13 protein-coding genes are annotated in these 14,302 nt (G+C 61.6%); 7 read left to right on the top strand and 6 right to left on the bottom strand.

Features of this window, described 5'->3' with window-relative positions; all coding sequences use genetic code 11:
* Positions 1-25: 25 nt before the first annotated feature.
* Both ACQR1B_RS07190 and ACQR1B_RS07185 read right to left on the bottom strand, forming a co-directional pair.
* The gene (locus ACQR1B_RS07190; RefSeq protein ID WP_434836721.1) at positions 26-397 is read right to left on the bottom strand and encodes a hypothetical protein; all 372 of its coding nucleotides are present in this window, start codon (positions 395-397) and stop codon (positions 26-28) included.
* A 144-nt stretch (positions 398-541) separates the two neighbouring features.
* A complete protein-coding gene (locus ACQR1B_RS07185) occupies positions 542-1,507 on the bottom strand; it encodes an MBL fold metallo-hydrolase (protein ID WP_434836722.1) in 966 nt (321 codons plus the stop codon).
* Positions 1,508-1,700: 193 nt separating this feature from the next.
* On the opposite strand from ACQR1B_RS07185, the gene ACQR1B_RS07180 reads away from it, so the two are divergent.
* The 7 genes from ACQR1B_RS07180 to ACQR1B_RS07150 all read left to right on the top strand — a co-directional run bounded on the left by ACQR1B_RS07180 (position 1,701) and on the right by ACQR1B_RS07150 (position 9,966).
* Complete coding sequence (locus ACQR1B_RS07180; protein ID WP_434836723.1) at positions 1,701-4,583, top strand: ATP-binding protein; 2,883 nt, start codon at positions 1,701-1,703, stop codon at positions 4,581-4,583.
* A gap of 294 nt (positions 4,584-4,877) precedes the next feature.
* A complete protein-coding gene (locus tag ACQR1B_RS07175; protein WP_434836724.1) occupies positions 4,878-5,864 on the top strand; it encodes a helix-turn-helix domain-containing protein in 987 nt (328 codons plus the stop codon).
* 158 nt (positions 5,865-6,022) lie between these two features.
* Entirely contained in the window at positions 6,023-6,844 is an 822-nt protein-coding gene (locus ACQR1B_RS07170) for an alpha/beta fold hydrolase (RefSeq protein WP_434836725.1), read from the top strand.
* 143 nt (positions 6,845-6,987) lie between these two features.
* A complete protein-coding gene (locus ACQR1B_RS07165; RefSeq protein ID WP_434836726.1) occupies positions 6,988-7,488 on the top strand; it encodes a cytochrome P460 family protein in 501 nt (166 codons plus the stop codon).
* A gap of 409 nt (positions 7,489-7,897) precedes the next feature.
* Positions 7,898-8,782, top strand: a complete 885-nt coding sequence (locus ACQR1B_RS07160; protein ID WP_434836746.1) for an alpha/beta fold hydrolase — start codon at positions 7,898-7,900, stop codon at positions 8,780-8,782.
* A gap of 124 nt (positions 8,783-8,906) precedes the next feature.
* Positions 8,907-9,335: a DUF6130 family protein gene (locus ACQR1B_RS07155; RefSeq protein ID WP_434836727.1), complete on the top strand. Its 429-nt coding sequence runs from the start codon at positions 8,907-8,909 to the stop codon at positions 9,333-9,335.
* Between the two features lie 100 nt (positions 9,336-9,435).
* A complete protein-coding gene (locus ACQR1B_RS07150) occupies positions 9,436-9,966 on the top strand; it encodes a Dps family protein (protein WP_434836728.1) in 531 nt (176 codons plus the stop codon).
* A gap of 130 nt (positions 9,967-10,096) precedes the next feature.
* Here ACQR1B_RS07150 and ACQR1B_RS07145 read toward each other — a convergent pair whose 3' ends face one another.
* The 4 genes from ACQR1B_RS07145 to ACQR1B_RS07130 all read right to left on the bottom strand — a co-directional run bounded on the left by ACQR1B_RS07145 (position 10,097) and on the right by ACQR1B_RS07130 (position 14,180).
* Positions 10,097-10,246: a hypothetical protein gene (locus ACQR1B_RS07145; RefSeq protein ID WP_434836729.1), complete on the bottom strand. Its 150-nt coding sequence runs from the start codon at positions 10,244-10,246 to the stop codon at positions 10,097-10,099.
* 327 nt (positions 10,247-10,573) lie between these two features.
* Complete coding sequence (locus tag ACQR1B_RS07140; protein ID WP_434836730.1) at positions 10,574-11,167, bottom strand: redoxin domain-containing protein; 594 nt, start codon at positions 11,165-11,167, stop codon at positions 10,574-10,576.
* Between the two features lie 43 nt (positions 11,168-11,210).
* A complete protein-coding gene (locus ACQR1B_RS07135) occupies positions 11,211-12,971 on the bottom strand; it encodes an MOSC domain-containing protein (protein WP_434836731.1) in 1,761 nt (586 codons plus the stop codon).
* A gap of 156 nt (positions 12,972-13,127) precedes the next feature.
* A complete protein-coding gene (locus tag ACQR1B_RS07130) occupies positions 13,128-14,180 on the bottom strand; it encodes an alpha/beta fold hydrolase (RefSeq protein ID WP_434836747.1) in 1,053 nt (350 codons plus the stop codon).
* Positions 14,181-14,302: the final 122 nt, after the last annotated feature.

The raw sequence follows: 14,302 nt of genomic DNA, 5'->3' as shown, positions 1-14,302 counted from the left end.
ACGGTGAGACGGCACGTGCCGTAGGTCATGATCGCCCATTCGAAGGCCTGCAGTTGTTTTCGCCGGCGTTCTCGGCGGAGGATTGAAGCGCGGATCCTCCCTCCGTGGTGATGAACACCGCAGGCTCATCGTAGCCGCGGCGACTGCTGTAGAACACCAGGCCCATGAGCCCGACTCCGACGACCAATGAAACGACCACCCCCAGAGCCATCGCGACATAGCCGGAGGTCGTCACCTCAGCGCCGCTTCCAAGTGTCCAGCCGAGATAGGCGACGAAGCCTGACGCTCCCAGAAGCGCGACCAGGATCACGATGATGGTCCAGGATCCCACGCCAAGACGGGCATTCGCCGTCGTGGTCCCGGCGGCAACAACCGTTTCCTGCTGTGGGTCGCTCATTTCGGTGCTCCCTGTGACGGATCCGCCTGCTTCGGCAACTGAAGTTCGGTATCGAACTCATGGATCGGCGTGTCGCGTCCTACGAGTCTGCGTCGTGCTCGCGGATCGAGCCTTGGAGTGTCTCTCGATTTGCGAGCTGTCGAACTAGACGCCCTCATAGACCAGCTTGGTGAACAGGGCCGGCGTGATGACAAACTGGCCCCATTTCGCGTCGAAGGCCGCCGTCGGCCTCGCAGCCACCACCGCCTCGAGTGTCTTTTCCTGTTTCTTGAGCCTTGCGACGTTGTCGCGGATGGCGACCAGCATGTCGCGATAGTCTTGCAGCCCGGCGCGATCGCTGACCGGGACGCCGTGTCCCGCGATCACGATCGTCTTGTCACAGGCCTTCGCCAAATTCGCGTCCGCTGCGCGTATCATGCCGTCGATGCTTCCGCCGGTGGAGTAGTCGATGAACGGGTAGATTCCGTTCCAGAAGGTATCCGCGACATGCAGAATATCGGCTTCCACGAAGTGGACCAATATGTCGCTGTCGGTGTGTGCAGGCCCATAATACTGCAGTTCGATCGTGGACCGGTTCACCGCCAGCCGTGTCCGCTCGGAAAAAACGTCCGTGGGAACGGCGCTCGGCGCCAGGGCTGGGAAGTCGAAGTTCCAATCCTCGACGCGCTGCATCGTTTTCAAATGTTTTCGTGTGTTCTCGTGAGCCGTAATGGCTGCGCCCTGGTCGTGAACCCACTCGTTGCCATCGGCGTGGTCGAAATGCCAATGCGTGTTGATGAGATGCCGTACGGGCTCGTTTCCGAGACTGGCCAGCGCTTCCAGCATTCTGGGCTTGGAAGCCGTGATTCCGGCGTCGATCATGACCTTGCCGTCCGGTCCGCTGAGCACGCCGACATTGCCGCCGGACCCTTCGAGGACGCTGACGCCGCCGCGCAATTTGTGGACCTTGATCGATGCCGTGGCCGCGTCCGTGCGGATCATGTCCACGATGTTCCTCGCTTCGGCATACGTGGCCCGAGGAGTCAGCCATCCTCCACCGGAGGCGAAAGTCGCCGACGCTACGCAACACAAGCAAAAGCGTCGTCTTGTCAATTGTGACACTTGGCGCATCTTGGTCTCCGATGATCCGCAGGGCTCATCCGGACATATGGGGCGAACTCGACAGAACGTACTTGAATGAAACTTCTCGGCTTTGTACGTTTCGCTCGCTTCGTGGACGCGAAAGACGCAAAATGCACGCGAAACGCGCCGCAGCAGAAATCTCAAAAAATAGGGCGGTTCGTACCTCCGCGGGAAATGCCGAATGATTCCTCAGGATTTGTTTTGGCAGGGAGATGAGGTGTCGTTCGGCCCGTTTAGACTGCGGGTGAGTGAGCGCGTTCTAAGAAAAGGCGCGACGCCGGTGCATCTGCCCCCGCGGGCGCTGGACATTCTTCTTGTGCTCCTGCAGCAGGCGGGCAGCGTCATCGACAAGAATGATCTGATGGCTCGCGTCTGGTCGGATGTGACCGTCGATGCCGGCAGCCTGCGATTTCACATCGGCGTGTTGCGCAAGATCTTGAGTGATGGAGAAGCCGGCGCCAGATTTGTCGCCACCGTGCCGGGCAAAGGGTACAGTTTCGTTTGTCCTGTATCATATCGGATGAGCGCAGAGGCAGAAGATCACAGTCGGGTTGTCGAGCCGAACTATGGCCTGCCACCGCGTCTCGGCCGGATGATCGGTCGCGACGAAGTGGTCGAAAAAGTCTGCGGGATGCTCCTTGACGATCGCTTCGTCACGATCGTCGGACCCGGCGGAATCGGCAAGACGACGGTGGCCATAGCCGCTGCGCATCAGAGGAGCCGGCAGATCGACGGCGCCGCGGCCTTCATCGACCTCGGGCCTCTCAACGACCCCATGCTTGTGCCGACGGCCGTGGCGTCGACGCTAGGTCTCATGGTTCAATCCGATGATCCAACGCCGGCGATCATCGGCTTTATCCGCGACAAAAACATGTTGCTGATCCTCGATAGTTGCGAACACGTCATAACTTCGGCGGCGGCACTCGCCGAGCAGGTTTTTCGGCACGCACCGAACGTGCGAATTCTCGCGACGAGTCGCGAGGCGCTGCGGGTGGAGGGAGAACATGTCCTGCAACTGCCGTCGTTGGAAAATCCGCCCCAGAATGTGCAGACAGTCTCAGACGTGCTTGCGTTCCCGGCGGCGCAATTGTTCTTGGACCGCGTTCTCGCGAGCGGATCATCATTTGAATTGAACGATGCCGATGCACCGACCGTCGGCGAAATCTGTCGACGATTGGATGGAATAGCACTGGCGATTGAAATCGCTGCAAGTCGGGTGATTGCCTTCGGGGTCAAAGGAACGGCTGCTCTTCTCGATGACCGGTTCAGGCTGCTCGGCCAGGGGCGGCGCACTGCTTTGCAGCGTCACCAGACGTTGGCGGCTGCGCTCGATTGGAGTTACGGTCTGCTTTCCGATAACGAAGCGCTTGTGCTGCGGAGGTCATCCGTCTTCGTCGGTTTTTTCTCGATGCGAGCCGTCGTTGCTGTGGTCGGGCCGGACGATCTCAGCGAGGAACTCGCGTTCGAAGCCGTCGGAAGCCTCGTCGACAAGTCGCTGATAGCGGTCGCTTCAGGAGCATCGGAGGCGCGCTATCGTCTGCTCGATACCACGCGCGCTTACGCCTTATCGAAGCTCATGGATCGCGACGATGACAACGGCGTGTTTCAGCGACATGCCATCTTTTATCTGATGTGGGCCGAACAGCATGAGGTTGCTCGGCGGACCGACGGAGATCTTGACGGGGGCTCTGCTTACGATCCTCACCTCGCCAACATACGTGCTGCATTGGAGTGGTGCTTTCTTCAAACCGACAAGTCGACAGGTATTGCACTGGCCGCCGCCGCGGCTCCACTGTTGCTTGAGTCGTCGCTGGTGACAGAATGTCGTCGCTGGACCGAGCTGGCGATCGTCAATCTGGATGATTTGAGCCGGGGCACGTCTCGGGAGGTGATCTTGCAGGCGGCGCTCGGCCTCTCGCTCATGTTTTCGCAAGGCAATCATGAGGAGGCCCGGACATCGCTCGAGAGGGGACTTGAAGTGGCCGAGGACTTGGGGGATCTGCCAAGTCAATTGCAATTGATCGGTCGCCTGCATCTGTTTCACTACAGAACCGGCAATTTTCGCGAGGCCCTCAAGTTTGCCGAGCGCAGTGAGGCAGTTGCACTGAAGATGAATGACCAGGGGGCGCTCGGGGCCGCAAACTCCCTTCTGGGTGTCTCGCATCATCTGATGGAGGATCTCGAGAAGGCGCGCGGGTATTTGGAATCGGCTGTGGGGCACATCCCTGCTTCAAAACATGTCGATTCACTGCGTCTTGGTCTCGACTATCGAAACCGCGCTGGAATCTGCCTGGCGCGCACGCTCTGGCTTCTTGGATATGCCGACCGGGCCACCGAATTGGCTCGGCGGGTCTCGATCGAGGCCGGCAAGTTGAATCATCCCCTTACGCTGTGCATCGCGCTTATTTGGGCTGTTTCAGTCTATCTCTGGAACGGGGATTGGGAAAACGCGGAGCAGAGCATAGAGCGATTGATCGCTCACGCGCGCAATCGCGCAATCGTGGCCTATGAGGCGGCCGGCATTGGCGTGCGAGGCTATCTCGCTGTCATGCGAGGCGACCATCAAGCGGGACTGCCGATGCTGAGATACGCACTGATTGAGACGCGTGCGCATCGGTATGAACTGATGACGACGGCGTTCAAGAGTGCGTTGGTGGAGGGTCTGCTGATGGCGGGACAAGCGAGAGGAGCGCTTGAGGCTGCGGATGACGCACTTGCCACGGTGGCGCGAAACGGAGACGTATTCAATGCCGCCGAGCTTCTTCGCATCAAAGGTCACGTGTTCATGGCCGAAACCATGAAAGACATGCCCAGGGCGGAGGCCCTTTTCATTCAATCCCTCGAAGCCGCGAAGGCGAGCGGAGCCCGGGCGTGGGAACTGCGAACGGCGACCAGCTTGGCCGGCCTGTGGCGCTCGCAGCGAAGGTTGCAGGCGTCCGTGGAACTCTTGGAGGACGTCTTGGCCAAGTGTACCGAAGGCTTCGGTTGCCCCGATTTCGTCAGCGCCAAGCAATTGCTCAGCGATTGCGCCAGGCTCGCTGCGTTGGACCGACCAGGAAGCTAGGCGGTTTCGGTCCTGAATTTGCGTCTCTCACACAATCTAACACGCGTCTCAGGGCGTTCTAACGCGCTTCTCGGATGTTCTAACCCCCGGACTTGCTCATAAACGGTATCTTGCAGGTGCGGAGCGATCAACGGGAGCGTCCAGATATGCGAGGGTTGCGGGATCCCCGGAGGGGGAACGTTTGCCAGTGTTCAAGCTGGCCGCTGCGGTCTAAGCGACCGTGCCGGGATCGTTGTATCAAGCGGACCTGCGTGCGCATCCAGATCGCCGTGCCCAGCGGTTCGGGAGCCTGATATGAACGTGCTCGATCACCCCGTCGCGAGCAGCGGTTGGCCGGCGCAGCCGTTCGGAGCGGTCAAGACGCGCGGCACGTCTCCGAATTGGGGAAGCGCCGTGATAGCCCAGACGTCCTTGGCCCGCGTTGATCTCCTGAGACGATTGATCGTTCCGGCCGGCGACGACGAGGTGGTGATCTCACATATTTCAAGAGGCCGGGCCGGACATGGCCCTACGGAATCGCAAGCCAGGAAAGCTGGCTATGCGGTCTGCGTGCACCTGGATGATCTCGCTTCATACGACTTGTGGAGCGACGAGCGGCATTGTGCCAGTCCTCCGCTCCCGTCCGGCACAATTCACATCAGCGACATGCGACACATTTGGCAGGCCGATATTCAGAGCTCATTCCAGGTCGCCAATTTCTATCTACCGCAGTCGGCTCTCGACGAGGTCATCGATGAGCAGGGGTCGCGAGGTACGGCGGCGCTGCATTGTCCCATTGTGGAAAAGAGATCGGACTCCGTGGTGACGAACTTGGCGATGGCGCTCCTGCCCGCTCTGATGCATCCCGAACAGGCGAGCAAGATCTTTCTCGACCATGCCTGGCGTGCGCTGACAGCGCATTTGCTCAAAGCATATGGATCGCCTGATGCGCGCCCCCAAATCGCCCGGGGCGGCCTTGCTCCATGGCAAGAGCGTCGGGCCAAGGAAATGCTGCTGGCAGACTTGAATGGCAATTTGACGTTGCCGGATCTCGCGCAGGCGTGCCGCCTGTCATGCAGTCACTTCAGCCAGGCATTTCGACGCACGGTGGGCTGTCCGCCGCATCAATGGCTGTTATCGCAACGGGTCGAACGATCGAAGGAGTTGATGCTCAACAGCGATCAACCGCTCAGCGAGATCGCGCTCGATGCCGGCTTCGCCGATCAGAGTCATTTCACGCGCGTGTTCTCACGCATCGTCAAGACGAGCCCCGCCGCCTGGAAGCGCGCGCAGGAGAGGTAGGTGCCTCGTCCCTTGGGCGAAAGAGTGCTTTCGTCATAAGGATCAGAGAATACGAAAAGAAGCGGTCGTTCGTCCGCTCAACAATGCATCAGTTGCACGCCAGATCGGATAGCGACGGTGCCCGTCGAGGATCCAGACGAAACTCAACAGGAGCGGACATGAGCACGATCACGACGAAGGACGGTACGACGATCTACTACAACGATTGGGGCACGGGCCGGCCGATCGTGTTCAGCCACGGGTGGCCGCTGAGCGCGGACGCCTTCGAAGACCAGATGTTCTTCCTCGCCTCGCGTGGCTATCGTTGCATTGCCCTCGACAGGCGGGGGCACGGCCGTTCCAGCCAGCCTTGGCAGGGCAACGACCTCAGCACCTATGCCGACGACCTGGCGACGCTCGTCGAGAAGCTGGATCTGAAGCATGCGATCCATGTCGGGCATTCCACCGGCGGCGGCGAGGTGACCCGATATATCGGGCGGCACGGGACGGGCCGGGTGGCGAAGGCCATTCTGATCGGCGCGATTCCGCCGCTGATGCTCAAGACCGAAGCGAACCCCGGCGGTCTGCCGATCGCCGCGTTCGACGAACTCCGTGCAAACGTGGCCGCCGACCGATCGAAGTTCTTCAAGGACTTGAGTCTGCCGTTCTATGGCTACAACCGATCCGGAGCGAAGATCTCGGAGGGAGTCCGTGAGTCCTTCTGGCTGCAGGGCATGATGGCCGGCTTTCCGGCGTCCTACTTCTGCATCAAGGCGTTCTCGGAAACGGACCTGACGGAGGACCTGAAGCGGTTCGACGTGCCCACTCTGGTCCTGCACGGGGACGACGACCAGATCGTTCCGATCGGGGCCTCGGCGCTGCTGTCCTCCAAGATCATCAAGGACGCGAAGCTCGTCGTCTACGAGGGCGCACCGCATGGAATGTGCACCACCCTCAAGGACCGCGTCAACGCCGAGCTGCTCTCGTTCATTCAAGGCTAGCGGCTCATGCGCCGGCGCCCGACGGCGCGTTGTCGAAGGAGCTCCGCACGGGCTCTGCAGGACGCAGATGGATCGCGTCAATGCGGAGCCTCTCGCATTCATAAGATCATTGGCAGTTCGGCGTCACGACGATGGGACATAGGATGAACCGGGCGGCAAGGCTCGTCATTCTGGTTGCGGCGGCTGCGTGCCCCGTCTTCCTGCCATCCAGCCCGGCTCCCGGGGAGCTTGCGCTGTCGCCGATCTTCGGCGTGAAAATTCCCCCGGACTACCGCCATTGGGAGTTGGTCGGAGTGGCGCACGAAACCGGATTGGACGAGCTTCGGGGCATTGTCGGCAACGCGACGGCGATCGAGGCCTATCGGGCCGGAACGCTGCCGTTTCCGGACGGGTCGATCCTGGTCAAGCTGGCGTGGAAGCATGTGCAGTCGACGGAGTTCGAGCCTGCGTTCGTTCCCGGGCCTGCCACGACGGTCCAGGTGATGGTCAAGGATTCGAAACGATACCCGTCGACCGGTGGCTGGGGATTCGGTCGCTTCATCGATGGCCGGCCGGTCGACGAGGCTCAACATCAAACCTGCTTTGGTTGCCACGCCGCTGGGGTCAAAGACCACGACTTTGTCTTCACGCGATTTGCGCCTTGAGACCCGGACGCCCTGAGCGCACCGACAGCGTTTTCGCAATGATCCTGAGCTGTCCAGATCGTCTCACGCAGTTCGTCACTGTGACGCGCATCCGTTTCGCACGCGTCGTGCTCCCCTCGAGCGATGTCGGCATCTTCTGAGCTCGTTGCCTCGCGCGAACGGTAAGAACAGACAATCGGACAGAGTCGCAGGCAAGAGCAGATCGGTCCTCGCGGGTAGTTTGTCCTGCATCGGCTGGCGAATGCGGATGGCGCGGCGATCGAGCTGTCCGTCGGCGGTCGCACAAGCGTAACATCCCGGAGGAGCAAACATGACCAGACTGACACGATTCTTCAAGGTCGCGGCTCTCGCCGCTGCCGTAGCTGCGCTTTCGCCGATTCCGGCTGCGGTGTCCGGAACGGGGCAGGCCATGGATGCGACCCCGATCCCGGTGACTCACTATCGGACGGCAACGATCGAAGGCGTCGACATCTTCTATCGCGAAGCCGGGCCTGCCGATGCTCCGGTCGTTTTGCTCCTTCACGGATTCCCGACATCGTCGCACATGTTCCGCAACCTGATCCCGCACCTGGCGTCCCGCTATCATGTGATCGCGCCGGATTATCCGGGCTTCGGCCAGAGCGCTGCTCCCGACCACAAGACGTTCGCCTATACGTTTGCGCACTTCGCCGACCTGATGGACGGTCTGCTGGGTAAACTCGACGTCAAGAGCTACGCGATGTACGTGATGGACTACGGCGCTCCGGTCGGCTACCGGCTCGCGCTGAAGCATCCGGAACGGGTGAGCGCGCTGATCATTCAGAACGGCAATGCCTACGAGGAGGGGCTCAAGAAGTTCTGGGATCCGATCAAGGCCTACTGGGCCGACGGGTCGCCGGCGCATCGCAAAGCGCTGGAAGTGCTGATGAAGCTGGAGACCACGAAATTCCAGTACACCGACGGGATGAGTGACGTCAGCCGAATCGATCCGGACAATATACTGCACGACCAGACCTTGCTGGACCGGCCGGGCAACATGGATATCCAACTTGACCTCTTTCATGACTACGGATCGAACGTTCCGCTCTATCCGCAATTTCAGGCGTTCTTCCGGGAGCGCAAGCCGCCGACCCTGATCGTCTGGGGAAAGAACGACTTCATCTTCCCCGCAGATGGCGCGGGTCCGTATCTGCGTGACCTGCCAGATGCCGAGCTGCATCTGATCGACAGCGGCCATTTCGCACTCGAGGACAAGGCCGATGAAATGGTTCCGTTGATCCGCAGCTTTCTCGAACGAAAGCTGCCGGCCACCTGACGAGCGGCATACATGTTAGTTCATCGGAGGCGCGGCACCAAGTTCGGACTGCGCCTCCCGGCGCAAGACGACGCAAGCGACGTTTTGGTGCTGGACCAGCTCACCTCACGCAAGGAGATCCATCATGGACGCCTCTTTCGACTTGGACGCCGAGCCCGCCGGCAGTGAGACTTCGGTGCCGGTCCATGCGACTGCTCGCGATGTTCGCGGTCCCTCGGCTTTGCTCGCCCTCGATGACGAGGCGCCTCCCAGGCTGATCGTCGATCCGCCGCTCGCAGAGCCTCTCAAGGCGGGAAGGGTCTTCATCCAATACCGGACGGAAAACCTGCGTGTGCTGCCGGTCTTCGGCGCCGGTGCCTTGGACGTGTCGCCGAGGGTTGGACATTTGCACATCACGGTGGACGACGCGACCTGGCACTTTGTCGACGCGTCCGGCGAAACGGTTGTGCTCGTGGGACTGGCTCCGGGCCCGCACCGCGTCCTGTTCGAATTGGCGGACCCGGCCCACCGCGTGATCGACAGTCAAACGGTGCGGTTCATCATACCGGAGTGAGATCGGCCAAGGTATCGGACGTTCAACCAATACTCTTGTCGTCAGGCGTGAGACGGTCGGCATCGCGGAGTAGTGGACGGAAACTGGAAGGGGATCGAAGATGGATGCTGTGGAAACGAAGAAGCGCCGAGCCGCACCGTTGCAGACGCCGAGCGGCCTCGGGGCAAATGCTGTGCGCGACGTCTCAGGCACGTTGACCGCGCTGCTGGCGGACATGCTGGCGCTTTACCTGAAGACCAAGAACTTCCACTGGCATGCGTCGGGGCCGCATTTTCGCGAGGATCATCTGATGCTGGATGATCAAAGTGCTCAAATTCTCGCTACGACGGACGCCATCGCGGAGCGCGTGCGCAAGGTCGGCGGGACGACCATCAAATCCATTGGGCATGTGTCGCGCCTGCAGCGGGTCCTCGACAACGATGCGGAGTACGTAACCGCGCTCGACATGCTCGCCGAGTTACGCGATGACAACATGCAGTTGATCGCACGGATGCGCGAAGCCCACCAGCTCTGCGAGGAATACCGCGACGTCGCGAGCGCCAGCCTGCTCGAACCGTGGATCGATGAAGCCGAAGGTCGGGTCTGGTTCTTGTTCGAGAGCAGCCGCCGATCACAATCGTCCGTCGGCTAGATCCAGACCGCAGCCAATTCAGCAACGGGCACATGATCGTGCCGGCCTCGATGCTTGCGATCGGAGCCCCGGCTGCGGAGCTGAAGCAGGTGCTGCGGCGCACGGATGCGCCCGCACCGGTGGCTTGTCACTAGTTGTAGAGCCGGCGCAGCGCCTTGATGGCCTCTCGTTGCTCGTCGATTTGTTGCTGGATCGCCTTGCGAAGCTCCTTTGATCGCAACCTGTTGCTATCACGCTCGACCTCCTTGAGCGCAGATTCGGCGTCCGCCAGGATCTTCATCGTCATCTCGATACCGAGCCATTCTTGGGGCCATCGACATCCGAACGACAGCTGTTCGGCTACGGCCGTACCTTCCGGGCCTCCACAGAATGTGCCTTGAGGTAGCTCAAGTTTGCCGAGCCGGCTGTGAGAAATTGATGCGCTCGCGGGCGGCATTTGGTGTGGCCGTACCCGTCACGGCGTTGGATCAGCGTCAGGAGCAGCCAGACCCCACCGTTGCTTTTTTCACCGACACGTCCCAGGCATCGGAAATGGTCGTCGTCAAGTGCCGCTGAGGGCTTCTGATGAACCGTCGAAATCCGGATAGGCGCTGTTGTCGCGGTCCGCTTAGTCCTGTTCCGGGGGCAGGGCGGAGGCACCGCCGTACGGATAGAACAGGTCCTTGCGGCCCTGCTGCCATGCGGCTCTCAATTCCGGCGTGGTGATGTCCCAGTCCGGTCTGCATTTCCTGCTGACGACTCGCAGGTCCTGCCGGAGATCTTCGACGGTGGGACGGCCGAAGAACCAATAGCCGTTGTAGATCTTGTGAATGACGAGACCCGGCTCCAGCACCACGACGTGCGGTATCATCGGGTTATGCACCGGATCGGTGTACTCGGCGATGTCGAGGTCCTTCTGCACGATGCGCCGGGTGTCGGACAGAAAGGGCCAATGCGCTCCGACGCCGCTGCGATATTCGTGCGTCTGGGTGATGTTATCAGTCGTGATCGTGACCAGCCGGCAATAGCCGACCTCCATCTCCCGGTGAAGCTCGAGCAGTCCCTCGGCCTGACGCCGGTCTTTTGGACAGAAGCCGCCGCGACCGAGCACGACCACCATCGGATCCTGCCGCTGCAATTCGGAGAGCTTTCGATGCTTCCCCGTGTGGTCGCTCAGCTCGTAGTCCGGGAAGTTAGCTCCTTGTGTCATATCGGATCGCATTTGAACGCCTCCTGCATGGTTTCGTGACGCCGCGCCCGCAGCGCTACAAATCGATTACGATGTCGCCCTCGGGCTGGGCGCAGCAGATCAGCACGTTCCCCTCCGTCGGCGCATCGACGGGTGCCGGCTCATAGCCGACCGTCCCTGCCACCAGACCGGTCTCGCAGGTGTGGCACACGCCGGCTCGACATGACCACCGCACGGGCACGTCGCAGGCCTCCGCGAGCTCCAGCAGTGTTTTGGAGCGAGGGTCCCAGCGAACATTGAGACCACTCCGGGCGAACGACACCATGGGTCCTGTACCGGCCGGTCCTGCCGGGAGGTGCGGCGCCTTGCGCGGCGATGCGGCAATGCCTGGTGAAATCGACGGGCCGGCGCCGAACAGCTCGGTATGAATGCGATCCGGCGATACGCCGAGCGCCGCGAGGCCGGCGGTCAAATCGCTCATGAAGCTCGACGGACCGCAGATGTAGAAGTCGCCATCGCGGGGAATGCCGATCTCGACGAGGGCCTGCGTGGTCAGCCGTCCTTCGGCGTCGAAATCCAAATTGGGTCGATCACCAGGTTGTGGCGCGCTATAGCAGACATAGCTGTGATGATGCACAAGCGTTGCGAGCAGTTCGCGGGTCTCGGCAGCAAACGCATGCTCGCGGCCGTTGCGGGTTCCGTGCAACCACCAGACGTCTCGCGTCGAAGCTTCGGCCGACAGCGCGTGGAGCATCGCCAGCACCGGCGTCACGCCGATTCCTGCGCTGAGGAGAACGACCGGCGCTTCACCCGGACGCAGTGTGAAACTGCCGCGCGCTGCGCTGGCTTCCACGATGTCGCCGGCCCGGAGCTGCTTGTCGATGTAGGTACCGGCCGCGCCGTGCGGCTCGCGCTTGACGCTGATGCGATAGAATGCGGCGTTCGGCTGCCCGGACAGCGAATAGCTGCGCATCAGCGCAGTCTCGGATGACGTTCCCAGTCGCAATACCACGAACTGTCCGGGAAGGGCGGTGGCGACAGGCTGACCATCGGCGGGCGCGAGCAGCAGCGAAGTGACGTTGTCGCTTTCGTGCACCATGCGGTCCACGCGGAAAGAGCGAAACCCGGACCATGCCGGAGATGGGCCGGACGCCGGACCAAGTCCGGCGTTTCCCGATGCCGCACCACGCTCGCTCTCCTGGGCGAGCAAGGCCTCAAAGGAACGGCGCCAACCAATGCTCAGCGCTGGAATGCGCAGTGCGCGCTGCAGCTGTTGGCGGGGGTGACCGGGCAGATAAAGCAGCGCATCGATCTCGGACACGCTCATGCGCTCGGGTCCTGAAACGATCAACGCGATCTCGTCGCCGGCTTCGACGTCCCCTTCCTCCAGCACACGAAGGTAGAAGCCGGGCCTGCCGTGCTTCACCAGCAGCGCGGCCATGTCCGGCTCGTTCATGCGGATGCCGACCCGGTAACACGTCACCCGGGGCTGCGTCACCTCGAACAGGGCGCTTCCAATCCGGTAGCGGTCTCCGATGCACACCTCGGCGTCCGGCAGGCCATCGACGGTGAGGTTCTCGCCGAACTGTCCGTAAGTGAAGTCGGCGCGACCCAGCTGCTTCTGCCAGAATTGGTAGGACTCATGCTGATAAACCAACACGGCCCGGTGCTCGCCGCCGTGGCCCGCCAGATCTCCCTGTCCGTCGCCATCGATGTTGAGGCGGCGGACCTTGCGCGGTCCGCTCACCGGCGCCTTCCAGATGCCGGTGTGGACCGTCTTGCCTTGCCAGGCGATGTCGCGCGGCAAGCCGACATTCACGGAAAGCACGCGTGCCATGAGGTTTCTCCGGACCAAAATTGCGTTATCCGAACAACAGCGGCGGACCGAACTGGATCAGCCCCAGGAGGATAGCGACGGCCAGTATCGCAATCATGATCGTTCTGCGCATGCCTTCGTCTATCCTTTTTGCTCGCGCACCAACCCCGACGCCGGTTACACGCCGGTGGCCACGTCGATGATCGCATCGGCAAAGGCCTTGGGAGCCTCCTGCGGCAGGTTGTGGCCGATACCGCCCTTGACGGTGCGGTGCGCGTATTTCCCCGAGAACATCTTTGCATAGGCCGACGGCTCGGGATGCGGCGCGCCGTTGGCGTCGCCTTCCATGGTTATCGTGGGCACGCCGATGACGGGGGCTTGCGCGAGCCGCCGCTCGTCGTCGTCGTACTTCGCTTCGCCCTGGGCGAGGCCGAGGCGCCAACGATAATTGTGGATCACGATCGCGACGTGATCCGGATTGTCGAGAGCCGTGGCGCTGCGCTCGAAAGTCGCGTCATCAAAGTGCCACTGCGGTGAAGCGAGCTGCCAGATCAGCTTCGAGAACTCGCGCCGATACTTGTCATAGCCGTCGCGGCCGCGCTCGGTCGCGAAATAGAACTGATACCACCACTGAAGTTCCGCCTGTGGCGGCAACGGCATCTTCCCGGCCTGCTGGCTGCCGATGAGATAGCCGCTGACCGAGACCATGGCCTTGCAGCGCTCGGGCCACAGCGCCGCCATGATGTTGGCGGTTCGCGCGCCCCAGTCGAAGCCGGCGACCGTCGCCTTGTCGATCTTCAGAGCATCCATCAGGGCGATGATGTCGGCCGCGAGGGCCGATGGCTGTCCGTTCCGGAGGGTCGCGTCGGACAGGAAGCGCGTTGTGCCGTAGCCACGCAAATAGGGCACGATCACGCGAAAACCGGCCGAGGCAAGGATGGGCGCGACGTCGACGAAGCTGTAGATGTCGTAGGGCCAGCCGTGCAGGAGAATCACGGGCGGTCCGCCGGCGGGGCCGGCCTCGGCATAGCCGATGTCGAGGAGACCGGCGTTGATCTGCTTCAGCGATGCAAATGATGTATCGCTTCCCGGCTTGACGGTTTTACCGGCTTTCGCGGACTCACTGGTCTCGGCAGTGGCAGTGGTGCTGAGCGAAAGCTGTGCCGCCGCCAGCGTCATGACTGCGCTGCCAAAGAAGCGACGTCGACCAAGGTTGATTGTATCTGACATGGCATTCTCCTGTCTTCGTTGTTTCGCGCAAGTCCTGGGGACGGAGACGTCAATCATTATGTCCATCCGGCCGCCCAAAAATGACGGACCCTTGCAGGGCGGCTCGCAACCAAATGTGCACC

The organism is Bradyrhizobium oligotrophicum, assembly GCF_051168495.1.
Classification (GTDB): domain Bacteria; phylum Pseudomonadota; class Alphaproteobacteria; order Rhizobiales; family Xanthobacteraceae; genus Bradyrhizobium; species Bradyrhizobium oligotrophicum_A.
Note: the sequence above shows the minus strand (reverse complement) of the source record. Positions and strands in the feature narration are given on the sequence as shown.